The organism is Parapusillimonas sp. JC17 (assembly GCF_052180245.1).
Classification (GTDB): domain Bacteria; phylum Pseudomonadota; class Gammaproteobacteria; order Burkholderiales; family Burkholderiaceae_B; genus Parapusillimonas.
Genome location: NZ_CP197474.1, coordinates 1,020,631 through 1,044,662, shown reverse-complemented (window position 1 = coordinate 1,044,662; position 24,032 = coordinate 1,020,631). Strand labels below are relative to the sequence as shown.

Genomic DNA, 24,032 nt, shown 5'->3' with positions numbered 1-24,032 from the left:
ACCCTGCCGCACGGAAACCGTGGGCAGCGAACAGAAACCCGGCTTTCAGTTTCATCTTGCTGTCGGGGAGATTTCATCAACATGCAGCTTAAAAACAAACAGGACTTCTGGTCCGGCATAATGTTCGTCGCCTTAGGCGTCGGATTCGCACTGGGCGCCACCAACTATTCCATGGGGACCGCTGCCCGCATGGGTCCGGGATACTTTCCTTTCTGGTTGGGCGTGCTTCTCGCTTTACTCGGGGCGATTGTCTCGCTGGGCGCCATGTCGCCCAAGGCTCAAGATACCGAAGTCGAACGCTTCGACTGGAAGATCGCCATCATCATCATCGGCTCAGTCGCACTGTGCGGCGTCGTCTTTGATTTCCTGGGCGTATACCTTTCGGTGTTCCTGTTGGTTTTCCTCAGCAGCATGGCCAGCCACCAGTTCAGCTGGAAAGTGGCCGGACTCACCGGATTATTTCTCGTACTTTTTGTGTGGCTCGCCTTCGTCAAGGGGCTAGGCCTGATTTTCCCGCTGTGGCCCAGCTTCATCGGCAGTTAAGGAGCCTTGAAACATGGAATTGTTTGAACATCTGGCGTTGGGCTTCTCGGTCGCCCTGAGCCTGGAAAACGTTGTGTACTGCCTGCTGGGCTGTCTGCTTGGCACCCTCATCGGCGTACTTCCCGGCATCGGCCCCGTACCGACCATCGCGATGCTGCTGCCCATCACTTACGTATTGCCGCCTGTGGCCGGTCTGATCATGCTTGCCGGTATTTATTACGGTGCGCAGTACGGTGGTTCCACCACTGCCATTCTCGTCGCCCTGCCTGGTGAAACCGCCGCTGTGGTGACAGTGCTGGACGGCCACCAGATGGCCCGCAACGGCCGTGCCGGCGCGGCCCTGGCCATTGCGGCCCTGGGCTCCTTCTTCGCCGGCTGCGTCGCCACGATCCTGCTGGCCGGCTTCGCGCCTCCGCTGGCCGAAGTCGCCTTCAAGTTCGGCCCCGCAGAGTACTTCTCCCTGATGGTGCTCGGCCTGATCGGCGCCGTGGTGCTGGCTTCGGGCTCGCTGCCCAAGGCCATCTGCATGATTCTGCTCGGCCTGCTGCTGGGCATGATCGGCACCGACGTGAACTCCGGCGTGGCACGCTACGACTTCGGCATCCCCGAGCTGCAAGACGGCATCGACTTCGCCGTGGTCGCAATGGGCGTGTTCGGTTTCTCCGAGATCATGACCAACCTGGAACTGAAAGACCAGCGCGTCGACATCACGGGCAAAGTGGGCACCCTGTATCCCAACAAGCAGGAATTCAAGGAAGCCTGGCCGGCATGCGTGCGCGGCACGGCCCTGGGTTCCGCACTGGGCATCCTGCCCGGCGGCGGCGCGGTGCTGTCCTCTTTCGCGTCCTACACGCTGGAAAAGAAGATCTCCAAGAATCCCGAGCGTTTCGGCAAGGGCCACCCCGCCGGCCTGGCTGGTCCGGAATCGGCCAACAACGCCGCGGCACAGACGTCGTTCATTCCACTGCTCACCCTGGGTATTCCCGGCAACGCCGTGACCGCCCTGATGATCGGCGCCATGACCATCCACAACATCCAGCCTGGCCCTCAGGTGATGACCAGCCACCCCGAGCTGTTCTGGGGCCTGATCGTGTCCATGTGGATCGGCAACCTGATGCTGATCATCCTCAACCTGCCGCTGGTGGGCCTGTGGATCAAACTGCTGCGCGTACCCTATCGCATCCTGTTCCCCGCCATTCTGGTGTTCTGCACGATCGGCGTATATTCGCTGAACTACAACGTGTTCGATATCTGGATGACAGCGGCGTTCGGCTTTGTCGGCTACGTCTGGGCCAAGCTCAAGTGCGAAGGCGCGCCTCTGCTGCTGGGCCTGGTTCTGGGCCCCATGATGGAAGAAAACTTCCGCCGAGCCCTGCTGCTGGCACGTGGCGACTACACGACTTTCGTCACACGCCCCCTCTCGATGTCATTGCTGATCGCGGCGGCCTTCCTGGTGGTACTGGTGGCATTGCCTTCCATCAAGAAGAAACGCCAAGAGACATTCGTCGAAGAAGGCTGACGCCCTCCCGCGCTTCGGCTCGATGAGCCCCGCAAAAAACCCACCCGCGCGGTGGGTTTTTTGCGTCGGCAATGAGGTAACCTTATAGGCGCAACAAAAATACCAATACTCAACCTTTGGAGAACAACGATATGCCTTCCATCAATACCAGGACCTACGAAACCCAGCCTTCAGCCAAGGTCGCCTTTCTGGGTCTGGGCGTCATGGGCTTTCCCATGGCGGGGCATCTTGCTAAAGCGGGCCATTCCGTCACGGTGTACAACCGGACCCATGCCAAAGCCGAAAGCTGGGTGCAGGAGTTCGGAGGCCGCGCGGCGCGCACTCCCCGAGAGGCCGTGCAAGACGCCGGCATCGTGTTTTGCTGCGTCGGCAACGACAACGACTTGCGCAGCGTCGTGCTGGGCGAGGACGGCGCGCTGGCCGGCATGCGCCAAGGCGCTATCTTCGTGGACCACACCACCGCGTCTGCCGAAGTGGCGCGCGAGCTGCATACGCTGGCCAAGGAAAAAGGCATAGGATTTGTCGACGCGCCGGTATCGGGCGGCCAGGCGGGCGCCGTCAACGGCATGCTTACCGTCATGTGCGGTGGTGAACAAGCGCAGTTCGACACCATACGGCCGCTTGCATTGAATTTCGCGCAGGCAGTCACGCTGCTCGGTGACCCGGGCGCCGGCCAGCTGTGCAAAATGGTCAATCAGATCTGCATCGCCGGGCTGGTCCAGGGCCTTTCCGAAGGCATCGCGTTCGGCCAGGCGGCGGGGCTGGATATGTCCAAGGTGCTGCAAGTCATCAGCAAAGGGGCGGCCCAAAGCTGGCAAATGGAAAATCGCGGCAGCACCATGATCGACGACAAGTTCGACTTCGGCTTTGCCGTCGATTGGATGCGCAAGGACCTCGGCCTGGTGCTCGACGAATCGAAGCGCAATGGCGCGCGCGTGCCCGTCACCGCCCTGGTGGATCAGTTCTACGCCGACGTCCAGCAGATGGGCGGAAACCGCTGGGACACGTCCAGCCTGATCAAGCGGCTGCGCACCGGCAAATAAAGCAATCGGCTCAGGCCTTGTAGCGCGGCACTTTCAGGGTCGCGCACAAGCCTACGCCATCGTTCAGCGATGGGTCTCCATCCATCAATACGATAGTGCCCCGATTGCGCTGCGCATAGGCCAGCGCAATCGCCAGCCCCAATCCCGAACCGCTGCCCGGCGCGCCCCTGCGGCCGGCGCTGCCGCCCCGATCAAAGCGCATGAAGACGCTGTCGCGCAACGAGGGATCCAGCCCCACCCCGTTGTCGCGCACACTGACCCAAGCGTCTTGTTCATCGGCACCGGCCGATACCGTGATGGTGCAGCCGTCGCCTGCATGGTTGATGGCATTGTGGACCAGATTCGCAATCGACTCGTGCAGCTCGGCGTCGCTGCCCAGCACCCAGGTCCGAGGAACGCCCATGGCTTCGTCCCGGCTCGACCATTCCGCGACGCAATCCACCCAGCCCAGATCCTGGTTGCGCTCCCGGGCCAGCGGCAGATACTGAAGGACGACTTCGCGAGCGAGCGCGCTCAGATCGACGAGCGCCTGCGGCGCGGCATCGTTGCGGCTGGCGTGCGCGAGCGACAGCAACTGTTCGGTCAGGCGGGAAGTCTGGCCCAACTGCCGGATGATGGCATCCAAGGTGTCGCGCATGCGCTGAATATCGGGTTCGCGCTTGGCATACTGCGCCTGGGTTCGCATGATGGCAAGCGGAGTGCGCAATTGATGGGAGGCATCCGCCAGAAATTGCGCTTGCCGGGCCAGCACGCGGCGATACAGATCGATATGATGGTTCACCGCTTCGACCAGGGGAACGACCTCTCGCGGAACCTGCTCCGCATCGAGGGGGCTCAAGTTGTCTACATCGCGCGATTTGATCTCGCGCCGCAGTTCGATCAGGGGCCGCAGCGCCCATTGAACGCTGATCCACACCAGCAGGACGGCCAGGATCAGCATGCGGCCGTCGCGGAACAGCCCATGCCGCCATGCCTCCTGCTGCGTCCGCAAGCGCATGTCCAGGCTTTCGCCGACGATGACAAGCACTTGCCGCCGTACGCCGTCCAGATGCAGGTCGCGCCACAGCGCCAACAAGCGCAAGTGGTCGTTGCGGTACATGGCATTGTAGAAGACAGGCATGCCCTCGTTCTCGGCCAGGAACTCCGGCCTAGGCAAGCCCTGCATGCCCAGCATGGTGCGGCCTTCGAGATTCTTGGTGGATTCGCCCGCCAGATTCAGCGCAATAGGAGAAATTTCCTCGACGCGGAAATACTTGCGATTTCCAGCGCGCGACTCGAGCATCACCTGCGCATAAAAAGGGGGATCGATGCGCAAGGAGCCATCGGGATTGAACTCGATGCTGGTTTCCAGCACCTTGGCCGGCTCAAGCAAGGCGCTGTCATAGACCTCTTCGGTCACGGCATTGAGCGCCTGGTAGTCCTTCACGCTGTCGAACAGCAACAGGCCGATGGTGCCGGGTATGAGCAGGACCAGCAGCCAGAACCGCATGCTGCCGCGGGACGTCTGCGAGAACCAGCGCATCATCACGTATCGCCGCTCGGGCTTTCCAGCATATAGCCCAGGCCTCGCACCGTCACGATGCGGACGTCGCTTCCCGCCAGCTTCTTGCGCAGCCTGTGCAGCACCACCTCGATGGCGTCAGGGCTGGTATCGCTGTCGTGGTCGAACACCTTGCTGAACAATTGCGCCTTGTCCATCGGCGTGCCGCTGCGCGTGATGAGGGCGGCCAGCGCCGCATGTTCGCGCGGCGTAAGGTGCAGGATGGCGCCATCCAGGGAGAAAGCGCGGCTTTCGATGTCGTAGACCAGCGAGCCGCAGTGCATTTGCGGCACCAGCCTGCCTCGGCTGCGGCGCACCAGCGCGGCCAGCCGGGCCTCCAGCTCTTCGAGCGCGAAGGGCTTGGAAAGAAAATCGTCGGCGCCCAGGTTCAATCCGCGCACGCGATCCTGAAGCGCGCCCTGGGCAGTGAGGATGAGCACCGGCGTGATGTCGCCCCGATTGCGCATTTCGCGCAGGAGCACCAGGCCGTGCTTGTCGGGCAGCCGCAAGTCCATGATGACCGCGTCGTATTCGGACACGCTCAGCAGATGTTCGGCCGTCTGCGCATCATGCGCGTGGTCGGGAACGAAGCCGCTTTGGGCAAGCGCCCGTTCGAGCCACGCGGCCATCTCGCGTTCGTCTTCAACCAGCAGTACGCGCATGGCCCTTGGTATCCGCTGCGGCCAAGGCGCGTGCATGCTGCCCGCGATGCCGCAGGTAGCGGGTTTCCTGGCCGCGCTTGAAGAGTATGATGGCGAGCTCGTTCAAGGCAAGCGTATAGACTTCGCGCTTGAACTCGATGACGGCATCCAGCGGCACCCAGTACTGGCTCCAGCGCCATGCGTCGAACTCGGGGCTGTGCGTGGCGCGCAGGCAGACATCGGAATCGCGGCCCACCATGCGCAGCAAAAACCAGATCTGTTTTTGCCCCTTATAGTGCCCTCGCGATTCGCGCCGGACGAAATTACTCGGAACGTTATAACGCAGCCAGTCGCGCGTCCGCCCTAATATGCGTACATGTTCGGGTCGCAGGCCGACTTCTTCGTGCAGCTCGCGATACATGGCCTGAACGGGGCTTTCCCCGTACTTGATGCCGCCTTGCGGAAACTGCCATGCGTGCTCCCGAATACGTTTGCCCCAGAAAACCTCGTTTTTCTGATTTACGAGGATAATGCCGACATTAGGACGGTAGCCTTCACGGTCTAACATGGGCCACCCCAAAGCGAATTCAATACAATTACTGTTGATTATACGTATCTGTCGAGATCCTCACCATGCATGCAAGCAAGTATCACATAAACACTCTGAAAGAAGCACCTGCGGAAGCGGAAGTAAAAAGCCATCAGTTGATGACGCGTGCCGGGATGATCCGGAAAGCGGCGGGCGGGATCTACACATACATGCCCCTGGGCCTGAAGGTATTGCGCAAGATCGAAGCCATTGTGCGCGAGGAAATGAACCGGGCGGGCGCCATCGAGCTATTGATGCCCGTGGTGCAGCCCGCGGAGCTCTGGGTGGAGTCCGGCCGCTGGGAGCAGTACGGCGCCGAACTGCTGAGGATCAAGGACAGGCACCAGCGCGACTTCATCCTTCAACCGACGTCGGAAGAAGTCATTACCGATATCGCCCGCAACGAGATTCACAGCTGGCGGCAGCTGCCGCTCAACTTCTACCACATACAGACCAAGTTCCGCGATGAGCGCAGGCCGCGCTTCGGCCTGATGCGCGGGCGCGAGTTCACCATGAAGGACGCCTATTCCTTCGATCGCGACGAGGCGTCGGCGCAGGCAAGCTACGACAAGATGTTCGAAGCCTATATGCGCATCTTCGAACGGCTGGGGCTGGAGTTCCGGGCGGTGGCCGCAGACACGGGCTCGATCGGCGGTTCCCGCAGCCACGAGTTTCAGGTCATTGCGGACACGGGCGAGGACCTGATCGTCTACAACCCCGCCAGCCAGTATGCCGCCAACATCGAACTGGCGGAGGCTCCCTGCCTGATAGCCGAGCGCGCTCCGGCGAAGGAAGCACTGACGAAGACCGCGACGCCCGACGCCCCCAAGTGCGAACTCGTTGCCCAGCAGCTGGGCAAGCCGCTGGCTGAAACCGTGAAATCCATTGTCCTTGCCACCGACGACCCGGCCGGCGAAAAGCCCGCCCGCATCTGGCTGCTCCTGCTGCGCGGAGACCACGAGCTCAACGAAGTGAAGGCGGGCAAGCTCGCCGGCTTCGAAGACGGATATCGATTCGCGACGGAAGCGGAAATCCTCGAGTCCTTCGGTTGCGTGCCCGGCTACCTGGGCCCCGTCAATACAGTCAAGCCCGTGAATGTGATAGCCGACCTGACCGTCGCCCACATGAGCGATTTCGTCTGCGGGGCCAACGAAGAAGGCTACCACTACACCGGTGTGAATTGGGGCCGCGACCTGCCCGAGCCCGTCACGGCCGATCTGCGCAACGTCGTTGCGGGCGACCCGGATCCGCAAGGCGGCGTGCTCGCCATACAGCGCGGCATCGAAGTCGGCCACGTGTTCTTCCTTGGCGACAAGTATTCCAGGGCCCTGAATGCAAGCTTCCTGGAAACCGACGGCAAACCCGCCATATTGCAAATGGGATGCTACGGGATCGGCATCAGCCGCATCGCGGCTGCGGCCATCGAGCAGAACCACGACGATAAAGGTATCATCTGGCCGCGCGCCATTGCGCCTTTTGAAGTTGTGATCTGCCCTATGAGCCTGCATAAAAGTGAAACAGTCCGCAACACGGCCGAAAAACTCTACCAGGACTTGCAGGCAAGCGGCGTCGATGTCATTCTTGATGACCGCGACACGCGGCCCGGCATCATGTTCGCCGATTGGGAGCTCATCGGCGCGCCGCTGCGCATCACCATTGGCGACCGCGGCCTGAAGGAGGGCATCGTAGAGATCCAGGCCCGCAGAAACGAAACGGCGGACAAGATTCCACTGGAGCAGGCACTCGAATTCACCCTTCAGCAGTTAAAATCGCTGTAACAGGCCCGGGCCGGTCATACCGGCCCGCTTGCATTGTGATCTCCGGCGAAATCGTCCTGTCACACCGCTTAACCAAAGACATGTCACCAGACACAACCCTACAGAATCCAGAGCTGGATATTCGCGTATATTACGAGGACACCGACGCGGGCGGCGTGGTGTTCTACGCCAACTATCTCAAGTTTTTCGAGCGCGGCCGCACAGAATGGCTGCGCCGCCTGGGCGTGAACCAGACAGAGCTCGCGGAAACAGCAAAGCGCATATTCGTCGTAAAAAACGTTGAAATACAATACCGCAAACCGGCACGGCTAGATGATTTGCTCACGATACGCAGCGACATCACCCGCTTGGGCCGGGCATCCATCCATTTCAGGCAGGCGGCTGTCCGCGCCGGGGAACTGTTGTGCGAAAGCGATATCCAAATATGCTGCGTCGATACCACGAGCTTCCGCCCTGCCCCGCTCACCGATGAACTCAGAACCCTACTGGAAAAGGCCAAGAAATAACCATGCAAGCTTCTAGCGACCTTTCGTTGCTTACATTGCTGATCGATGCCAGCATCCCCGTACAGCTCGTCATGCTCATACTGCTGGGCATCTCCATACTTTCCTGGACCTATATCTTCAGCAAAAGGTCTGCGCTGAAGCGCGCCAATGACCAGACGCGCCGGTTCGAAGACGACTTCTGGGCCGGCGGCGACCTGTCGGTATTGCAGCAGGCCATCGCAACCCGTCGATCCGAGCACGGCGCGCTGGCCCGCATCTTCGACGCCGGCATGACCGAATTCATCAAGGCGCGACGCAGCAACGGCGGCGGCGATGCAATGCTCGACGGCCCGCGCCGGGCCATGCGCGCCACTTATCAGCGCGAAATGGACAACCTGGAGTCCCACTTGAACTTCCTTGCTTCCGCCGGGTCGGTCAGCCCCTATATCGGGCTGCTGGGCACTGTCTGGGGCATCATGCACGCCTTCCTGGGGTTGTCGTCCATGCAACAGGCAACACTGGCCGCTGTGGCACCCGGCATCGCGGAAGCGCTGATCGCCACGGCCATCGGCCTGTTCGCGGCAATCCCCGCGGTGGTAGCCTATAACCGCTACACCAATGAAATCGACCGCCTATCCATTCGCTTCGATAGTTTTATCGACGAGTTCCTCAATATCTTGCAACGTCAGGTTCGCTAATGCCATCCGTCCGTGGCGGCACAGGCCGCTCTCGCCGACTCAAGAACGAGATCAATGTCGTTCCCTACATCGACGTCATGCTGGTGCTGCTGGTCATCTTCATGGTGACGGCGCCCATGATCACTCCCGGTCTGATTGAGCTGCCGTCGGTGGGACAGGCGTCCGAAGTGCGGGCAAAACCCCTGGAGGTGCAGGTCAGCGAAGACGGAACGCTTTCCCTGCGCGTGCGCGATTCCGGCCAGGAGTTCGAGCAGATCAACAGCCAGAACCTGGTTACCGAGGTACGTACGCGCCTTACGGCCGACACGCCCGTGGTGATCGCCGCCGACGGGCGCGTGCCTTATGAGACGGTCATGAAAATCATGGACCAGCTGCGCAGCAATGGCATTTCCAAGCTGGGCCTGCTGGTAGACCAGAAGTCCACTCCCGAACGGTGAACGAACCAGGCGGGCCGGCGCGGCAGGCTGCCGTCCGCGCCCAACACGCTACGCAATGAAGCAGACGAAGAAAGACTCTCGCAAGCCGGTGTACCGCACTCCCGAACAACAGGATGAACGTCGGGCGCTGGCTTATGCCGTCGCCATACATACGGCCCTGCTGCTGTTCATGCTCTTCGGTTTCATTGCCTCGCCCAGCAATCCCAACCCCGTACAGGTGGAATTATGGGCGGATGGCACTACGCCCACCGCAGCCGAGCCGGAGCCCGCCGAGCCGGAAGCCGAGCCGGACGAAGCCGAACCCGAAGCGCAGGCCGAGCCGGAGCCGGAGCAGGAGCCGGAACCTGCTCCCGAGCCGACGCCTCCTCCCGCTCCGGAGCCGCCACCGCAACCCGCCCCACCGCCGGCGCCTCCGGCTGCCACGCCTCCTCCGGTGCCGCAACCCGAACCCGAAGTCGATCCCGACATCGCACTGGAAGAGGCGCGCAAAAAAAGGGAAAAAGAGGAAGAGGAAAATCGGCTCGCCGCAGCCAAGGCTGCTGCCGAGAAAGCCGCTGCCGAGAAAGCCGCTGCCGAGAAAGCCGCTGCTGAGAAAGCCGCTGCCGAGAAAGCTGCTGCTGAGAAAGCCGCTGCCGAGAAAGCTGCTGCTGAGAAAGCTGCTGCTGAGAAAGCTGCTGCTGAGAAAGCTGCTGCTGAGAAAGCTGCTGCTGAGAAGGCTGCTGCTGAGAAGGCTGCTGCTGAGAAGGCTGCTGCTGTGAAGGCTGCTGCTGTGAAGGCTGCTGCTGAGAAGGCTGCTGCTGAGAAGGCTGCTGCTGAGAAGGCTGCTGCTGAGAAGGCTGCTGCCGAAAAGAAAGCCAAGGAAGAAGCCGCCAAGAAAGCAGCGGCTGAAAAGGCCGCAGCCGAGAAAGCCGCTGCCGAAAAGAAAGCGAAGGAAGAAGCCGCCAAGAAAGCGGCAGCTGAAAAGGCCGCGGCCGAGAAGGCTGCCGCCGAGAAGAAAGCCAAGGAAGAAGCCGCCAAGCGGGAGGCGCTGCGGGCGGCGATGCGTGGCGACGCCCTGGGCGCCGCGGGCATACCTGGCGGCACGGCAGACCGCAATCAAAGCGGCGGCGGTGGCAACGACGATGGCTATGCCGCCAAGGTGCGCGCCTGCGTTCGGCCACGCGTGGTCTACAGCGTGCCGCCGCGTCAAGGCCCCGCCAACCCCACAGTACAATATCTGGCAAGTCTCAAGCCAAATGGCACGGTCGAGAATGTAGTGATCCGACGCTCATCGGGTAACCCCCGCTTCGACGAAGCAGTCAGGAAAGGCATACAGGCATGCTCGCCCTTCCCCAAACCGCCTTCCGGAAAGTATCCCTCCGCGATCGAGGGCGACTACCGAATGTACGACTAACAGGAGATAGTAGATATGACAGCCCTCACTCCAGCAACAAGCGCCCCATCCTCCCGATGGCGCGCGTGGGTCATGGGAATGGCCCTTGTGGCGGGTAGCCTGCTGGCCGCAAGGTCGGCAGATGCTCAATTGCGCGTCGACATTTCAGGCGTGGGCGCCACCCAGTACCCGATCGCCATCGCCGATTTCAATGGCAGCGCCGAAGGCCAGGCCGTCGCCGAGGTCATCCGGGCGGACCTTACCCGTTCGGGTCAGTTTCAGTTGATCAATTCCGCGGGCACCAGCCTCGATGCCGAAAGCTCCATCGCTTACGATGACTGGCGCAATCGGGGTGCGGACTATCTGGCCTATGGCTCCATCAGCCAGTCGGGCGGGCAGTACAACATCAGCTACCGCCTGGTCGATTCGGTGCGGCGCACCCAGCTCGACGGCGTGGCGTTCAGCGGCACCGAAAAGGAATTGCGCCGCATTTCCCACCAGATCGCCGACCGCATCTACGAAAAAATCACTGGTGTTCGCGGCGTGTTTTCCACACGGCTGGCCTACGTGTTGCAAACAGGCAACGGCTATGAGTTACAAATTGCAGACGCCGACGGCCAGAACCCTCAGGTCATGCTGCGGTCCAAGCAGTCCATCATATCGCCCGCATGGTCTCCCGATGGCAAGCGCCTGGCCTACGTGAGCTTTGAACTTGGCAAACCTGTGGTGTACGTGCAGACCCTAGCTACCGGCCAGCGGGTGCCATTGGCGAATTTCAAAGGCAACAACAGCGCCCCCGCCTGGTCACCCAGCGGAGAGCAACTGGCTGTCGTGCTTTCCCGGGACAGCATCTCTCAAATCTATACCATCAATGCCGATGGATCCGGCCTGCGCCGCGTCATGCGTTCGCCGCTCATCGATACCGAACCGCAATACACGCCCGACGGATCTTCGCTCGTTTTCACAAGCGACCGCGGCGGCAACCCCCATATCTACAGAGTGCCTGTCAGTGGCGGCGATGCGCAACGCATTACCTTCAATGGCAGTTACAATATCTCACCGGCCATGTCGCCCGATGGCAATAACCTGGTGTACGTTACACGTAGAAATGGTGCTTTCCGTATCGCAATGCAAAGCATGAGTACCGGATCTGAACAATTGTTGACAGCCGGGCCTGATGACGAGTCACCCAGTTTTGCGCCAAACGGAATGCAGATTCTCTACAGTTCCGTACAAGGTGGCCGTAGTGTTTTGGCCGTTATTTCAGTCGATGGCCGTGTCCGCCAGACACTCTCGACTCTCAACGGCAAAGTACGAGAACCGACGTGGGGACCATTTACAAATTGATTTTAGTGTGACTCTTTTTCAAAGGAACTTAAATGAGCTCGCGCATTGCAAGAAGCCTCTCAATAGCCGCATTTGCCGCCACGCTGGCAGCATGCAGCTCGGTACCTCTCGACCAGTCCGGTACCAGTGCCGGCAGTGGAACGGACTCGACCAGCACGGGTCAGATCATGGACCCGTTCAATCCTCAAAGTCCTCTCGCCCAACAGCGTTCGGTCTACTTTGATTTCGACAGCTACACCGTGCCCGAGCAATACCGCAGCCTGGTCGAAATGCATTCTTCGTACTTGACCAGCCACGGTCAGCAGAAGATCCGCATCGAAGGCAATGCTGATGCACGCGGAGGTTCGGAATACAATCTGGCTTTGGGTCAACGCCGTTCCGACGCGGTTTCCCGCATGATGACGCTGCTGGGCGTCAACAGCAACCAGATCGAAGCGGTAAGCTTCGGTAAAGAGCGCCCACGCGCCCTGGGCAACACCGAAGCGGATTACGCCGAGAACCGTCGCGCAGATATCGTCTATCAGCGATAATTGCGCGATTCGCCGCAATGTGACGCCGTGGCGGTGGACCGCTGCGGCGTTTTTTTTGCTATTTTCAATAACGGAACAACTATGAGCCTTTATTCCAAGTCCCTGGGCACTCTTGCACTGGCTGCGGCGCTGTCCGGCCTGATGTCGGCGCCGGCCCATGCTTTTTCCGACGACGAAGCGCGCCGCGCCATCCTGGAATTACGCGAACAGCTCAAGCAGGTCACGGAACAGAACCGGCAGGCTCGCTTGCAACTGGCTGATCAGCTGGAACGCCTGCAGCATGAACTGGCCGGCATGCGGGGGCAGATCGAGCAGCTGAACTGGCAGGCTGACCTGCAGAAGCGCTCCAGCGAAGACCAGAGCGGCGGCCATGCGGACAAAGTGGCCGATCCCCAGGAACAAGCCGCTTATGAAGGCCCCATGGGTCTCTTCCGCAGCGGGAAGTACAAAGAAGCCGCCGCGGCATTCCAGACCTTCCTGGAAGCCTATCCGGAAAGCCAGCTCGTACCCGAGGCCCGCTTCTACCAGGGCAGCAGCCGGTATGCCAGCAAGGACTTCAAAGCTTCGATCAGTGGCCTGCAGCAAATGATACAGGCCGCCCCTCAAGATCCGCGCGCACCCGACGCGCTGCTCGTCATTGCCGCCAGCCAGATCGAACTGAACGATTTGAAAGGCGCGAAAGCAAGCCTTCAGCGCATCGTCAAGGATTATCCGCAAACTTCTGCCGCTGAAACCGCCAAGAGCCGTCTGAAGCTGCTGCAGTAATGGCAATGGCGAGTCCGGCGCTTGCCGCTTACCAGGCGGCATGGCGCCAGCGCGCACGAATGCTGGCCGCAATGATGGCGGCCATACTGGCCCTGGTGGTGCTCGACGTCCTGCTCGGCCCTTCCGGCATCGGCGTTGCCGGCCTCTGGCGCAGCATTGCCGACCCGGACGCCGGCGCGCCGCATGTCATTTTCTGGCACATCCGCCTTCCTCAGGCGCTGATGGCGGTACTGGTAGGTGCGGCGCTGGGGCTTTCAGGCGCCGAAATGCAGACCGTGCTCGATAATCCGCTCGCCAGTCCCTTTACACTCGGCGTGTCCTCGGCGGCTGCGCTGGGCGCCGCGCTGACACTCGTCTTCCAATGGCGGCTGCCGTTGCTGTCTGCGGACCACACCCTCATTCTCAGCGCATTTTTGCTGGCCCTGCTGTGTGCGCTGGCGCTCGATGCCATCGCCAAACGGGCCCGCATCGGCTCGACCGGCATCGTGCTGTTCGGCATCGCGCTGGTGTTCGCCTTCAACGCCTTGCTGTCGCTGATCCAGTTGCTGGCCAATGCGGCGGCACTGCAGGACCTGATTTTCTGGATGATGGGCAGCCTGGCCCGCAGCGACTGGGGCAAGCTGGCCATCATGGCCGGCGCACTGGCCGTCGTGTTTCCCTTCGCATTGCGCAATGCCTGGCGCTTGACCGCCTTGCGTTTCGGCGATGCCCGGGCGGCGGGCTTCGGCGTCGATCCCGTACGGACCAGGCGCTGGTCGCTGCTGCGTGTCAGCATGCTGGCATCGGTCGCCGTGGCGCTGGTGGGCGTGATCGGCTTCATCGGCCTCATCGCCCCTCATATCGCGCGCCGGCTGTGGGGCGAGGATCATCGCTGGTACCTGCCTGCCAGCGCCGCCACGGGCAGCCTGATACTGCTTGGCGCGTCCATCGCTTCGAAGCTCATCAGCGACCAGGTCGTCGTCCCCGTGGGCATCGTCACCACGCTGGTGGGAATCCCGTTCTTCATCATCGTCCTGACGCGTCGCCGGGTTTATTGAATATGGATGCTCTTGCCAGCGCGCAAACGCTTATCGCCAAGGGTGTATCCTGCCGTTTCGGCTCCCTACAGGTCCTGGACGATCTCGATCTGCCTCCTCTTCCGCCAGGACAAGTCGTGGCTCTGCTGGGCCCCAACGGCAGCGGCAAGTCGACGCTGCTCAAATCGCTCGCGGGACTGGTGCCTGCCCGATTCCATGCGCTTTCCGTCGGTCATCGGGACATGCTCGCCCAGCCGGAGCGCGCCCGCGCCGACATTCTGCGCTACCTTCCCCAGTCGCTGCCCGAAGCCCTGCATCTTACGGTCACCGAATCGTTGCTCGTGGCGCTGAACGTTCGCCGCCGTCCGGGCAAGGCGCAAGCCATGGAGCGCAGCATAGCGGTATTGGAAAGCCTGGGCATTGCCGCACTGGCGCCCAAATACCTGGATGCACTGTCGGGCGGCCAGAAGCAGCTGGTGGGGCTTGCCCAGACGCTGGTCGACCAGCCCGATGTCTTGCTGCTCGATGAGCCGCTGGCATCGCTGGACTTGAACTACCAGCATCATGTCATGGGCCTGCTCGGCCGGCTCGCGCGCGAAAGAAACATGTTGATCATCATCGTAGTGCACGATCTGGACATGGCCTTGCGCTACGCCGACACCGCCCTTCTTCTGCATCAGGGCGGGCTGCTGGCGGCGGGGCCGCCCAAGACCGTCATCACTCCCGAGCACCTGGCCCATGCGTTCAAGGTGCAAGCCCGCATACAAGTCGTCCGCGGGGGACATGCCACTGTTTTTGTCGACGATCTCATTCAACTTTGAGCTGATACCATGCCGCATACTCTTGGGCTTATCGAACAAACGATTTCCCTGCCTGATACGGATATCCATTTCACCGAGGCCGGCCAGGGCAGCGTGCTGCTGCTGATCCATGGATCTCTTTGCGATTATCGCTACTGGCGTTGGCAGATTCCCGCGTTCAGCCAATCACATGCCGTGATCGCACCGAGCCTGCGAGGATATTGGCCGCGGGCGCTTCAGCGGGAAGATCCCGGCTTCGGCATCCAGCAGCATGTCGAAGACATGTTGCGTTTCATGGAACGCGTCAGGAACGGCCGGCCAGTGCATGTCCTGGGCCACTCCCGCGGCGCCCAGGTCGCGCTCGAAATGGCGCTGCGGGCGCCGCAGTCGATCAACGGGCTGATACTCGCCGACCCGGGCTTCCCGTTCGACGGCGAGCCGCCGGTCCAGTCGTTCCGTTCCGATGTCGCCGAGCTTCTGCGCAAAGGGGATACGGAGTCGGCGCTGGCCAGTTTTGTCGATGCGGTGAATGGTCCCGATACCTGGCGGCGCATGGTGAGCTGGTTCAAGACCATGGTGCACGACAACGCCTACACCCTGCTTGCGCAACTGCAGGAAAGCGATCGCACGGTTCGCCGCAGCGATTTACCCGCATTGGACAAACCAGTGCTGCTGATCGGTGGCGCGGACAGTCCCGAGCGCTACGTCAGCCGGCTGGACGGCCTGCAGGGCATCTTGCCCAGAGCCGAACGCGTGACGATACCGCTTGCGGCGCATGGCATGAATCTGGCCAATCCGAAAGCCTTCAACAAAGCCGTCGCCGGATTCCTGCACACGCTGGAGTACGGCGCCCCCATTTGAGGGCGCCATCACGGCAGCTTAGTGCCCTTTGGTGTTCGCCGGCTTGACGTCGCACTCGGCATGCGCTTTTTCGCCGTTGTCGAACAGGAAATCGATACCGACCTTGCTGCCGACCGCCGGCGCTTCCGACGGCTTTTCCAGCATGGCGTGATAGCCGCCCGGCTTGAATAGCAGCTCGCCTCCGGCGGGGACCGCGATATCGTGGGTTTCGGACATGCGGCTCATGCCGCCTTCGTGCGTCGTCTGGTGCAGCATGATCATGCCGTATGTCGAGGACGCCGCGGCGACGAGCTTGGCCTCTTTGCCGCCACCGTTCTTGACGAGGAAATATCCCGCGGACGGCGCAGGTAGCGGGATGGCGCGTATCCAGCATTGGCTTACCGAGAGCGTCTCCGACACCTTCGCGTTGGCAAAAGCCGCCGCATCGTGTTTCGCGGCTTGCCCATGCCCCGCGTGTGCATGGCCCGCATGGGCGAGCAGCAAGGGCTGCATCGTATGGGTGGTGCCCGCAGCGGCAGACAGGGCCAGCGCCAGGCCGGCCGTGGCCAGCAGTCCATTCAGGATTGATTTATTCATGATGTATTCCGTTCGAGTTTGTTTTTGACAGGCTACGCGATGGACGCCCCGACCTCTTTGTCCGGCGTCAATGAGCAGCGCAAGCAGTGGGAAGGCTCAGGCCGTGAACGGAGGTGCCCGCGAACCCAGCGGCGGACCAGGCATGCGCCGCGGTTCGGCGCTGGCTGTAAGGTCCAGGGCAAACAGCGCGGACGCGGATGCCGGCGGCAAGGGCGGGAAGCCCGCCGGGGGTGGCGTGTATGTGTGGCTTATCGCCGAGCCGAAAGCGCAATCCAGATCCTGTGGCTCGGCATGACCGTGATGGGTATCGAGCGATAGCGTTTCGATGACCCGGTCCGGCAGGCCTTTTACGCAGAGCGTTATGGTCAGGGCCGGGCTATGGTCCGCAAACAGGAACACCGGCATGTAGCCCGCGGGGACCAGGGCGCGCAATAGGAAAACCAGCAGCAAAGCCTTCAGGCCGACTTGCCGCTCATTCGACATCCATGCGTACCAGTATCTGATCATGACCGCACAAGTGTACTATGGGTGCACGCGATAGAAAGAGACAGCCCAGGACATGAACCCATCCGCTACGCTTACCCCCCAAAAGGCCAAGATCACCGTCGCCGAGTTCAACCGGCTGCTTGCGAGCCACCATCCCTTCGCTTCGGTGCTGGAAATCGAGACACTGGAAATCGGGCTGGGCAGCGCGCTGCTGCGCCTGCCCGATCGAAGCTCGCACCAGCGCCTGGGCGGCATCGTGGCGGGGCCCATGCTGATGGGACTGGCCGACGTCGCCCTGTATGCGGCCATTGTCGGAGCAACCGGCAATAGCGAAGCCGTCACGGCAAGCCTTAGCATGAACTTCCTGCGCAAGGCGCCGCCGGGCGGCATCCTGGCACAGGCCACCATCCTGAAGACCGGCCGGCTCGCGGCGGGCGAAGTCCTGCTCGTTCCCGCGGCTGGCGGCGATCCGGTTGCGCAAGCCATCAGCACCTGGGCCCTGCCTCGCACGGAAGGCCATGGGGTCAGACCCCATGCGGGGTCTGACCCCGCCTGAGGTGCTGCGCCATGGGGTCAGACCCCGTACGGGGTCTGACCCTCCCCATGCTCGCGTGTAAACCCTGATATCGACATACACTGCGGTTATTTACAATATGCCTGTAATCTAAAATGTATTGCTATGGCCAACTCTCCTTCGCATACCCGTCGTAGTCACGCCGAGCGTAGTCAATTGACACGGCAGCTGCTCATCGAATCGACGATACACACCATTCAGAAGCAGGGTTTCGAAGCGGCCACTTTTTTCGAGGTGGCGAAATGCGCGGGCGTTACGCCAGGTGCGATACAGCATCACTTCAAGTCCAAGGCTGAACTCATGATGGAGGTGCTCGACCATCTCATCAATGAAGGGCATGAGGCTGGCAAGCTATGGCCCTCCTGCGATATACCGCTGAATGAACGCGCCCATCTCTTCATCAACAACGCATGGCAACTGATCTATCGAGAGCCGCGTTTCGTCGCCGCATGGAGCACCTACCTCGGCTGCAGAGGCAAACCCGAACTGCTTGAGCATATTGCCAAGCAGCGCGCGGATCTGATGCACAAGCTCAGGCCGCAATTCCTGGCGTGTTTTCCCGAACTGGCGAATGCGCCGGACACTGACGGTTTTGTTGGCCTAATTTTTTCCGCACTCAGGGGCATGGGCTTGCTCGAGCTGTTTGAAGCCGACAGCATGGCCACCAAACAACAGCTCAAGAGCCTGGCGGAACTGATTACGGCCCGCTGCGCTATCCGGCCCAGTTAGGACGAGTTCCATAAAATCACCTTTTAAACGAGACAAATCATGAAACAGCTGCGCTTGGCGACCCTGGCCGCCACCCTCTTCTCCAGCATCGCTTTTCTCGTGCCGGATGCGCATGCGTATCCTGACAGGCCCATTACAGTCATTGCCCAGCAACCTCCCGGCAGCGGATCCGATGCAATGACCCGAATCTGGGCCGACTGCGTTTCCCTGAAGGTCGCGCAGCCGCTGGTGGTGCAAAACAAGCCAGGGGCCAATGGCATACTCGCCATCAACCAATTGAAGGGCCAACCACATGACGGCTATACCGTCATGTCCATCGGCATGTCGCAAATGACGATCACGCCCTATGTTTACAAAGACATGCCATACGACCCTGCAAAGGACTTCGCAGGCGTCACGGTATTTGGCGCCACCCCGCTGATCTTGGTGGCGGGCTTGGATTCCAACATAAAGAGCCTCGATGACTTGGCCGCTCATGCCAAGTCGGTTCCTGGCGGCGTCAACTTCGGCTCGCCTGGCAAAGGGAGCCCAGCGCATCTTCTGACGTCGGCCCTCATCAGTAAAATGAACGTGCCCGGCACCCATATTCCGTTTATCGGCGAAGGCGCGGGCGTCACTGCGCTGATCGGCAATCAGATTCAGGTCATGACACTGGTGTCGGGCACGGCGCTTCCGCAAGTTAAGGCCAGCAAGCTCGTACCGATCGCCATTTTCGCCGACAAGCGCTCACCCGCCTTCCCCGATGTGCCGGCCATCACCGAACTGCTCGATGCGCAGGACCTGGCTCGTCCAGCCTGGATAGGAGTGGTGGCCAAGAAAGGGGTATCCGATACCGCGACACAGCGCCTGAATGAAGCCACGCAGCAGTGTTTGGACGATAAAGACTATGTGCAGCGTTTGCGGGCAATGAACGTAGAGCCCTTGGCGACGGCCGGCGAGGACCTCGAGGCCCGGGCGCAAGCCGATGTACAGGTTTGGCGTCCACTGATCGACACGCTCGGATTGGCAACTGAAAACTGACTTGAGGAACCGGAGCATGCCGACGCTTGCTGGCCCTGTCGTGACATTGCAAAATGGCAAACGCATACAGGGAAGGTTCAACCGAGCGCTGCGTATATTCCTGGGCATTCCGTACGCGAAGCCGATAACGAACGCGTCACGCTTCGCTCTCCCACAGGCGCTGGACAGCAATGACGAAGTGTTCTGCGCACAGGAGCTTGGCCAATTGCCTCTTCAGCCCGCGCGCGACCGCCTTGCCTTGCTAGGTGGTCCCAATTGCCTGAATCTAAATGTCTGGGCTCCTGCGGACGTTTCCTCCGCCATACCTCTTCCCGTAATGGTGTGGATTCCGGGCGGCGGTTTCATACGGTGCAATGCCAATGACGCTTTGTACGACGGCGCCAATTTTGCCAATGGCAGCATCGTCCTCGTTTCCATCAATTATCGGGTCGGTATCGACGGCTTTCTTCACCTGCCGGACGCGCCAGCAAACAGAGGCTTGCTGGACATCGTATCCGCCTTGCAATGGATACGCAGCAACATCGCCAGCTTCGGCGGGGATCCTAAGCAGATCACAGTGTTTGGGCAGTCCGCGGGGGCAGGAGCGATTGCATGCCTGCTCGGCATGCCATCCGCAAGCGGCCTCTTTCATCGCGCGATTTTGCAAAGCCCCAGCACCACGACGCACGATGAAAGAGAGGCAAGCATTGCATTGAGCGCCATTGCAAAGCTGACGGGACATCCGGCCGAGCCAGAGGCCTTCCGGCATGCTACCGCCGAAGCTCACGCCATGGCCCTAGCCCGACTGTCAGCGGACAAACGGCTCCGACAGGCTTTCGGCTTCGGCGCCCATCAACGCTTCCCCATGAGGCCCGTCGTAGACGGCCTTTACCTGCCAGAGCAGCCAATCCGAGCCGCATCCCGAAGCGAGCGACTGCCCTTGTCCGTCCTGCTTGGCTCCAATGAAGAAGAAGCCCGCTTCTACATGGTACCCAATGGCGAAATCCTGAACACCACGAAGGAAGAGCTGCACCGATTCGCGAGCGATGCCGGCGTGGATGCGGACATCGTGGATCAATGCGCACGACGTCTCGACGTCGACAATCGCACGCCAGGGGAAATCCTGTGCGCGTTGCAATCCGAATACTTTTACCATGCTCCGGCACGCGAGCTTGCGATCGTGTTGGCATCCAAAGGCGTCCAGGTTCACGAATACCGCTTCGCGTGGAGGTCTCCACTCTTTGGCGGAGAGCTTGGAGCCGCGCACGGCGTGGAACTGCCCTTTGTCTTCCGCAACCTCGACAACGATAGTGCAAAAGGCTTGATTGGCCAGCCTCATCCGTCTTGGCAAGAGCTGGCCACGGAAATGCATCACGCTTGGCTCAGCTTTGCCAAGTCGGGAAACCCGGGCTGGCCCTCGAAAGCAGCGGCGGGACTCAAGCGGTTCGATGCGCGGCGATACGGTGTGGGGCATGGGGTCAGACCCCATGCGGGGTCTGACCCCGCCTGAGGTGCTGCGCCATGGGGTCTGACCCCGTACGGGGTCAGACCCTTTCTTCAATAGTGGCATAATTCCCGTCAAACACCCGGCGGCCCGATGCCGCCTCTAAGGAGACCCGCATGCAATACCGACGCCTTGGCGCCAGCAACCTGAAAGTATCCGCCCTATGCCTGGGCTCCATGATGTTCGGCGATCAGACCGAGTTTTCCGAAGCGCAGAACATCGTGGCGTCCGCCCGGGAACATGGGATCAACTTCATCGACACCGCCGACATCTATACCAAGGGCAAGTCGGAGGAAATGGTCGGCAAGCTGCTGCAAGGCCAGCGTGACGACTGGGTTCTGGCGACCAAGCTGGGCAACGCCATGAGCGCGCGGCCGAACGAATCGCATTACTCGCGGCACTGGATCACCCGCGAAGTCGACAACAGCCTGAGTCGCCTGAATACCGGGCATATCGATATCCTTTACCTTCACAGGGACTATCACGAAGAGAACCTGGACGAGGCAGTGCGCGCCCTGGGCGATCTGATACGGGCCGGCAAGATACGCGCGTTCGCGCTGTCCAACTTCCGGGGCTGGCGCATCGCGGAAGTGGCGCGCCTATGCGAAAGAGCCAACATCCCGGGCCCGATCGCCTGCCAGCCCTATTACAACCTGTTGAATCGCGGCCCCGAGGTCGAGATACTGCCCGCCTGCTCCCACTATGGATTGGGTGTGGTGTCTTACAGCCCCATCGCCCGCGGCGTGCTGACCGGAAAATATCAACCCGGGCAAACACCGGCCCCCGAAACGCGCGCGGGCCGTGGCGACCGGCGCATTTTGCAGACCGAGTTCCGCGAGGAGTCGCTGCTGATCGCTCAGAAGCTGCAGGCGCACTGCCAGGAAAAAGGGATCAAGCTCAACCATTTCGCCACAGCCTGGGTGCTGGCCAACCGCCATATCAGCGCGGTGATCGCGGGCCCGCGCACGCTGGCCCAGCTCGAAGATTATTATCCCGCGCTAGACGTAACCATCAGCGAAGAGGACGAAGCGCTGGTCGACCAGCTCGTACCCCCCGGCCATGCATCCTCGCATGGATACAACGATCCGAGCTACCCCTTCTACGGCCGCTGACAGGAAACGGATACACCAACGAAAACCGGCATCGCGCGGACGCGATGCCGGTTTTGTATCTGCAGTTTCTGGCACTTACTTGGTTGGCAGCTTGCCAGCCACGCCCTGAACATAGTAATTCATCTTGTTCAGGCCGTTATCGTCCAACACGCCCGATTCCAGCCGGACCTTGCCTTCGTTGTCTGTGATGGGGCCTGCGAACGGGGCAAGCTTGCCCGCCACGATATCGGCCTGCTTTTCCGTGACCAGCGCCTTCACGTCTTCCGGCACGGCGGGGCCGAAGCCTTCGATGACGGCCATGCCTTCTTTGATGCCGCCCCAGGTGCCGTCCGATTTCCAGGCGCCGTCCAATACTTCCTGCGCCTTCTTGGTGAAGTAATCGCCCCAGTGATGAGTGACCGCCGCGATCTGCGCATTGGGTCCGAATTTCTTCATGTCGGAGTGGTAGGCCACGGCGTACTTGCCTTTTTCTTCGGCCGCCTGCACCGTTGCGGTGGAGTCGGTGTGATGCGTGACGATATCGGCGCCCTGGCCGATCAGCGCCAGCGCGGCATCGCGCTCTTTGCCCGGATCGAACCAGCTGTTAACCCAGATCACACGCACTTCCGCGTTCGGATTGACGCTGCGCATGCCGCGGGTAAACGCATTGATGCCCTGCAGGACCTCGGGGATTGGGAAAGCACCCACATAGCCTGCGATATTGGACTTCGTCATCTTGCCCGCCACGATGCCGGCCAGATAGCGCGCTTCGTAGAAGCGTGCGTTCGTGGTGGATACGTTGGGCGCCGTCTTGTAGCCGGTGGAGTGCACGAACTTCACGTCGGGAAACTGCTTGGCGACTTTGAGCGTGGGGTTCATGTAGCCGAAGGAGGTCGTGAAGATGAGCTTGTTGCCCTGCTGCGCCAGATCGCGGATCACACGCTCGGCATCGGCGCCTTCGGGCACGTCTTCCACGTATTGCGTCTTGATCTTGCCGCCCAGCGCTTGCTCCATCTCGCGGCGGCCCGTATCCTGCTGCCAGGTCCAGCCGGCTTCGCCAATGGGACTGACGTATACGAAGCCCACCTTCAATGGCTCTTCCGCCGCGACGGCGGATGTGAGCGCCAGGGCCGGCGCCAGTGCCACGACGCACAACGCTTTATGCAGAAATTTTGCAGACATGATTATCCTCAGGTATTTGGATTGAAATTTTTTCCAAGGGACGCAGGCATGTTCAGCCTGATCCAGTTTGCATTACGAGAAATCAGAACCAGCACCAGTATCGTTGCCAGATAGGGCAGCATCGACAACAGCTGGGAAGCGATGGGCACGCCGAGCGCCTGCATATGATAGGTAAGAATGGTGATGCCGCCAAACAGGTAGGCGCCGATCAGGACGCGGATCGGACGCCACGTCGCGAAAGTGGTGAGCGCCAGGGCGATCCAGCCGCGGCCCGCGACCATGCCTTCCACCCACATCGGCGTGTATACCAGCGACATGAAAGCCCCCGCCAGCCCGCAGCATGCGCCTCCGAACAGCAAAGCACCGAGGCGGATGCGCCGTACGTCGTAGCCCAGAGAATGCGCGGAAGAAGGCGATTCTCCCACCGACCTGAGTATCAGGCCCGCCCGCGTCCTGTTCAGGAACCAGACGATGCCTGCGCAGAGCAACAATGACAGATACACCATGGGATGCTGCTGGAAGATGGCCGGACCCAGTACCGGGATATGCTCCAGATAAGGTATGCTGAATTTCATGGCGTTCAGGCTGCTGCCGACATAATCGATGCCGATGTACGCGGATGCGCCGACGCCGAAAAGAGACAGGGCGAGCCCCGTGGCCACCTGGTTCGCGCCCAGCCACACCGTCAGCCATGCGAAAAAACCGGCCATTGCCATGCCGGCCAGCGCCCCCGCCCCAAAACCAAGGACCGCACTGTCCGTGTGGACCGTGACCGCAAAACCCATGACCGCGGCGACCAGCATCATGCCCTCGGAACCCAGGTTGATGACGCCGGCTTTTTCATTGATGAGCAGGCCCAGCGCCGCCAGCATGAGCGGGGTACCGGCGTTGACGGCCGAAGCGATGAGCGGAGCAAGCGCGTCCATG

Annotated in this window: 26 protein-coding genes; 19 read left to right on the top strand and 7 right to left on the bottom strand. The window is 61.1% G+C overall.

Annotation, left to right across the window (positions count from 1 at the left end):
• The first annotated feature begins 81 nt into the window (after positions 1–81).
• The 3 genes from ACSBPU_RS05060 to ACSBPU_RS05050 all read left to right on the top strand — a co-directional run bounded on the left by ACSBPU_RS05060 (position 82) and on the right by ACSBPU_RS05050 (position 3,105).
• Positions 82–543 (top strand): tripartite tricarboxylate transporter TctB family protein, encoded by a 462-nt coding sequence (locus ACSBPU_RS05060; protein WP_442596152.1) that lies wholly within the window; start codon positions 82–84, stop codon positions 541–543.
• A 13-nt stretch (positions 544–556) separates the two neighbouring features.
• Positions 557–2,062, top strand: coding sequence for a tripartite tricarboxylate transporter permease (locus ACSBPU_RS05055; protein WP_180065371.1), 1,506 nt, complete (start codon positions 557–559; stop codon positions 2,060–2,062).
• Between the two features lie 131 nt (positions 2,063–2,193).
• Positions 2,194–3,105, top strand: a complete 912-nt coding sequence (locus tag ACSBPU_RS05050; RefSeq protein WP_442596150.1) for an NAD(P)-dependent oxidoreductase — start codon at positions 2,194–2,196, stop codon at positions 3,103–3,105.
• A 10-nt stretch (positions 3,106–3,115) separates the two neighbouring features.
• Here ACSBPU_RS05050 and ACSBPU_RS05045 read toward each other — a convergent pair whose 3' ends face one another.
• Genes ACSBPU_RS05045 through ACSBPU_RS05035 form a run of 3 tightly spaced genes read right to left on the bottom strand, consistent with a single transcriptional unit; the run spans position 3,116 to position 5,854 of the window.
• A complete protein-coding gene (locus ACSBPU_RS05045) occupies positions 3,116–4,630 on the bottom strand; it encodes a sensor histidine kinase N-terminal domain-containing protein (RefSeq protein WP_180065375.1) in 1,515 nt (504 codons plus the stop codon).
• Positions 4,630–5,307, bottom strand: coding sequence for a response regulator (locus tag ACSBPU_RS05040; RefSeq protein ID WP_442596147.1), 678 nt, complete (start codon positions 5,305–5,307; stop codon positions 4,630–4,632). Before ACSBPU_RS05040 ends, ACSBPU_RS05045 begins: the two co-directional genes overlap by 1 nt.
• Entirely contained in the window at positions 5,288–5,854 is a 567-nt protein-coding gene (locus ACSBPU_RS05035) for an RNA pyrophosphohydrolase (protein ID WP_180065379.1), read from the bottom strand. The genes ACSBPU_RS05040 and ACSBPU_RS05035 overlap by 20 nt, the downstream gene beginning before the upstream one ends.
• A gap of 65 nt (positions 5,855–5,919) precedes the next feature.
• Between ACSBPU_RS05035 and ACSBPU_RS05030 the strand changes: the two genes are divergently transcribed.
• The 11 genes from ACSBPU_RS05030 to ACSBPU_RS04980 all read left to right on the top strand — a co-directional run bounded on the left by ACSBPU_RS05030 (position 5,920) and on the right by ACSBPU_RS04980 (position 15,964).
• Positions 5,920–7,653: a proline--tRNA ligase gene (locus ACSBPU_RS05030; protein ID WP_442596145.1), complete on the top strand. Its 1,734-nt coding sequence runs from the start codon at positions 5,920–5,922 to the stop codon at positions 7,651–7,653.
• Between the two features lie 80 nt (positions 7,654–7,733).
• Entirely contained in the window at positions 7,734–8,159 is a 426-nt protein-coding gene (ybgC, locus tag ACSBPU_RS05025) for a tol-pal system-associated acyl-CoA thioesterase (RefSeq protein WP_180065383.1), read from the top strand.
• 2 nt (positions 8,160–8,161) lie between these two features.
• Positions 8,162–8,836: a protein TolQ gene (tolQ, locus tag ACSBPU_RS05020; protein WP_180065385.1), complete on the top strand. Its 675-nt coding sequence runs from the start codon at positions 8,162–8,164 to the stop codon at positions 8,834–8,836.
• Positions 8,836–9,273 carry a protein TolR gene (gene tolR / locus ACSBPU_RS05015; RefSeq protein WP_180065387.1) on the top strand — a complete coding sequence of 146 codons (438 nt, stop codon included), beginning with the start codon at positions 8,836–8,838 and terminating at the stop codon, positions 9,271–9,273. Before tolQ ends, tolR begins: the two co-directional genes overlap by 1 nt.
• Positions 9,274–9,328: 55 nt before the next feature.
• Entirely contained in the window at positions 9,329–10,666 is a 1,338-nt protein-coding gene (tolA, locus tag ACSBPU_RS05010; RefSeq protein WP_442596142.1) for a cell envelope integrity protein TolA, read from the top strand.
• 72 nt (positions 10,667–10,738) lie between these two features.
• Positions 10,739–11,992, top strand: coding sequence for a Tol-Pal system beta propeller repeat protein TolB (gene tolB, locus ACSBPU_RS05005; protein WP_442596140.1), 1,254 nt, complete (start codon positions 10,739–10,741; stop codon positions 11,990–11,992).
• Between the two features lie 32 nt (positions 11,993–12,024).
• On the top strand, positions 12,025–12,522 hold the full coding sequence (pal, locus tag ACSBPU_RS05000; RefSeq protein ID WP_180065393.1) for a peptidoglycan-associated lipoprotein Pal: 498 nt from the start codon (positions 12,025–12,027) through the stop codon (positions 12,520–12,522).
• A gap of 81 nt (positions 12,523–12,603) precedes the next feature.
• Complete coding sequence (gene ybgF, locus ACSBPU_RS04995) at positions 12,604–13,287, top strand: tol-pal system protein YbgF (RefSeq protein WP_180065395.1); 684 nt, start codon at positions 12,604–12,606, stop codon at positions 13,285–13,287.
• Positions 13,287–14,324: an iron chelate uptake ABC transporter family permease subunit gene (locus tag ACSBPU_RS04990; protein ID WP_180065397.1), complete on the top strand. Its 1,038-nt coding sequence runs from the start codon at positions 13,287–13,289 to the stop codon at positions 14,322–14,324. Before ybgF ends, ACSBPU_RS04990 begins: the two co-directional genes overlap by 1 nt.
• Positions 14,325–14,326: 2 nt before the next feature.
• Positions 14,327–15,124: an ABC transporter ATP-binding protein gene (locus ACSBPU_RS04985; RefSeq protein WP_442596137.1), complete on the top strand. Its 798-nt coding sequence runs from the start codon at positions 14,327–14,329 to the stop codon at positions 15,122–15,124.
• A gap of 9 nt (positions 15,125–15,133) precedes the next feature.
• A complete protein-coding gene (locus ACSBPU_RS04980) occupies positions 15,134–15,964 on the top strand; it encodes an alpha/beta fold hydrolase (RefSeq protein ID WP_442596135.1) in 831 nt (276 codons plus the stop codon).
• Between the two features lie 18 nt (positions 15,965–15,982).
• Here the strand turns inward: ACSBPU_RS04980 and ACSBPU_RS04975 are convergent, their stop codons facing one another.
• Both ACSBPU_RS04975 and ACSBPU_RS04970 read right to left on the bottom strand, forming a co-directional pair.
• The gene (locus ACSBPU_RS04975; RefSeq protein ID WP_180065403.1) at positions 15,983–16,540 is read right to left on the bottom strand and encodes a copper chaperone PCu(A)C; all 558 of its coding nucleotides are present in this window, start codon (positions 16,538–16,540) and stop codon (positions 15,983–15,985) included.
• 96 nt (positions 16,541–16,636) lie between these two features.
• On the bottom strand, positions 16,637–17,047 hold the full coding sequence (locus tag ACSBPU_RS04970) for a hypothetical protein (RefSeq protein WP_442596133.1): 411 nt from the start codon (positions 17,045–17,047) through the stop codon (positions 16,637–16,639).
• Positions 17,048–17,099: 52 nt separating this feature from the next.
• On the opposite strand from ACSBPU_RS04970, the gene ACSBPU_RS04965 reads away from it, so the two are divergent.
• The 5 genes from ACSBPU_RS04965 to ACSBPU_RS04945 all read left to right on the top strand — a co-directional run bounded on the left by ACSBPU_RS04965 (position 17,100) and on the right by ACSBPU_RS04945 (position 21,944).
• On the top strand, positions 17,100–17,582 hold the full coding sequence (locus ACSBPU_RS04965; protein ID WP_442596131.1) for a PaaI family thioesterase: 483 nt from the start codon (positions 17,100–17,102) through the stop codon (positions 17,580–17,582).
• Positions 17,583–17,705: 123 nt separating this feature from the next.
• Positions 17,706–18,329: a TetR/AcrR family transcriptional regulator gene (locus ACSBPU_RS04960; protein WP_442596129.1), complete on the top strand. Its 624-nt coding sequence runs from the start codon at positions 17,706–17,708 to the stop codon at positions 18,327–18,329.
• A 39-nt stretch (positions 18,330–18,368) separates the two neighbouring features.
• Positions 18,369–19,349 carry a Bug family tripartite tricarboxylate transporter substrate binding protein gene (locus tag ACSBPU_RS04955; RefSeq protein ID WP_442596127.1) on the top strand — a complete coding sequence of 327 codons (981 nt, stop codon included), beginning with the start codon at positions 18,369–18,371 and terminating at the stop codon, positions 19,347–19,349.
• A gap of 16 nt (positions 19,350–19,365) precedes the next feature.
• Positions 19,366–20,838: a carboxylesterase/lipase family protein gene (locus ACSBPU_RS04950; protein ID WP_442596125.1), complete on the top strand. Its 1,473-nt coding sequence runs from the start codon at positions 19,366–19,368 to the stop codon at positions 20,836–20,838.
• A gap of 110 nt (positions 20,839–20,948) precedes the next feature.
• On the top strand, positions 20,949–21,944 hold the full coding sequence (locus ACSBPU_RS04945) for an aldo/keto reductase (RefSeq protein ID WP_442596123.1): 996 nt from the start codon (positions 20,949–20,951) through the stop codon (positions 21,942–21,944).
• Positions 21,945–22,019: 75 nt separating this feature from the next.
• Here the strand turns inward: ACSBPU_RS04945 and ACSBPU_RS04940 are convergent, their stop codons facing one another.
• Together ACSBPU_RS04940 and ACSBPU_RS04935 are read right to left on the bottom strand one after the other, a co-directional pair.
• Positions 22,020–23,105 carry a BMP family ABC transporter substrate-binding protein gene (locus ACSBPU_RS04940; RefSeq protein WP_442596121.1) on the bottom strand — a complete coding sequence of 362 codons (1,086 nt, stop codon included), beginning with the start codon at positions 23,103–23,105 and terminating at the stop codon, positions 22,020–22,022.
• Between the two features lie 8 nt (positions 23,106–23,113).
• Positions 23,114–24,031, bottom strand: a complete 918-nt coding sequence (locus tag ACSBPU_RS04935; protein ID WP_180065413.1) for an ABC transporter permease — start codon at positions 24,029–24,031, stop codon at positions 23,114–23,116.
• Position 24,032: the final 1 nt, after the last annotated feature.

Coding starts and splice junctions, on each gene's coding strand:
- ACSBPU_RS05035 (WP_180065379.1), bottom strand. CDS start 5,854: ATGTTAGACCGTGAAGGCTACCGTCCTAATGTCGGCATTATCCTCGTA.
- ACSBPU_RS04990 (WP_180065397.1), top strand. CDS start 13,287: ATGGCAATGGCGAGTCCGGCGCTTGCCGCTTACCAGGCGGCATGGCGC.
- ACSBPU_RS05045 (WP_180065375.1), bottom strand. CDS start 4,630: ATGATGCGCTGGTTCTCGCAGACGTCCCGCGGCAGCATGCGGTTCTGG.
- ACSBPU_RS05060 (WP_442596152.1), top strand. CDS start 82: ATGCAGCTTAAAAACAAACAGGACTTCTGGTCCGGCATAATGTTCGTC.
- pal (WP_180065393.1), top strand. CDS start 12,025: ATGAGCTCGCGCATTGCAAGAAGCCTCTCAATAGCCGCATTTGCCGCC.
- ACSBPU_RS04950 (WP_442596125.1), top strand. CDS start 19,366: ATGCCGACGCTTGCTGGCCCTGTCGTGACATTGCAAAATGGCAAACGC.
- ybgF (WP_180065395.1), top strand. CDS start 12,604: ATGAGCCTTTATTCCAAGTCCCTGGGCACTCTTGCACTGGCTGCGGCG.
- ACSBPU_RS04970 (WP_442596133.1), bottom strand. CDS start 17,047: ATGATCAGATACTGGTACGCATGGATGTCGAATGAGCGGCAAGTCGGC.
- tolA (WP_442596142.1), top strand. CDS start 9,329: ATGAAGCAGACGAAGAAAGACTCTCGCAAGCCGGTGTACCGCACTCCC.
- tolQ (WP_180065385.1), top strand. CDS start 8,162: ATGCAAGCTTCTAGCGACCTTTCGTTGCTTACATTGCTGATCGATGCC.
- ACSBPU_RS04975 (WP_180065403.1), bottom strand. CDS start 16,540: ATGAATAAATCAATCCTGAATGGACTGCTGGCCACGGCCGGCCTGGCG.
- ACSBPU_RS04965 (WP_442596131.1), top strand. CDS start 17,100: ATGAACCCATCCGCTACGCTTACCCCCCAAAAGGCCAAGATCACCGTC.
- ACSBPU_RS05055 (WP_180065371.1), top strand. CDS start 557: ATGGAATTGTTTGAACATCTGGCGTTGGGCTTCTCGGTCGCCCTGAGC.
- ACSBPU_RS05030 (WP_442596145.1), top strand. CDS start 5,920: ATGCATGCAAGCAAGTATCACATAAACACTCTGAAAGAAGCACCTGCG.
- ACSBPU_RS04985 (WP_442596137.1), top strand. CDS start 14,327: ATGGATGCTCTTGCCAGCGCGCAAACGCTTATCGCCAAGGGTGTATCC.
- ACSBPU_RS04955 (WP_442596127.1), top strand. CDS start 18,369: ATGAAACAGCTGCGCTTGGCGACCCTGGCCGCCACCCTCTTCTCCAGC.
- ACSBPU_RS04960 (WP_442596129.1), top strand. CDS start 17,706: ATGGCCAACTCTCCTTCGCATACCCGTCGTAGTCACGCCGAGCGTAGT.
- ACSBPU_RS04980 (WP_442596135.1), top strand. CDS start 15,134: ATGCCGCATACTCTTGGGCTTATCGAACAAACGATTTCCCTGCCTGAT.
- ACSBPU_RS05050 (WP_442596150.1), top strand. CDS start 2,194: ATGCCTTCCATCAATACCAGGACCTACGAAACCCAGCCTTCAGCCAAG.
- tolB (WP_442596140.1), top strand. CDS start 10,739: ATGGGAATGGCCCTTGTGGCGGGTAGCCTGCTGGCCGCAAGGTCGGCA.
- ACSBPU_RS05040 (WP_442596147.1), bottom strand. CDS start 5,307: ATGCGCGTACTGCTGGTTGAAGACGAACGCGAGATGGCCGCGTGGCTC.
- tolR (WP_180065387.1), top strand. CDS start 8,836: ATGCCATCCGTCCGTGGCGGCACAGGCCGCTCTCGCCGACTCAAGAAC.
- ACSBPU_RS04940 (WP_442596121.1), bottom strand. CDS start 23,105: ATGTCTGCAAAATTTCTGCATAAAGCGTTGTGCGTCGTGGCACTGGCG.
- ACSBPU_RS04945 (WP_442596123.1), top strand. CDS start 20,949: ATGCAATACCGACGCCTTGGCGCCAGCAACCTGAAAGTATCCGCCCTA.
- ACSBPU_RS04935 (WP_180065413.1), bottom strand. CDS start 24,031: ATGGACGCGCTTGCTCCGCTCATCGCTTCGGCCGTCAACGCCGGTACC.
- ybgC (WP_180065383.1), top strand. CDS start 7,734: ATGTCACCAGACACAACCCTACAGAATCCAGAGCTGGATATTCGCGTA.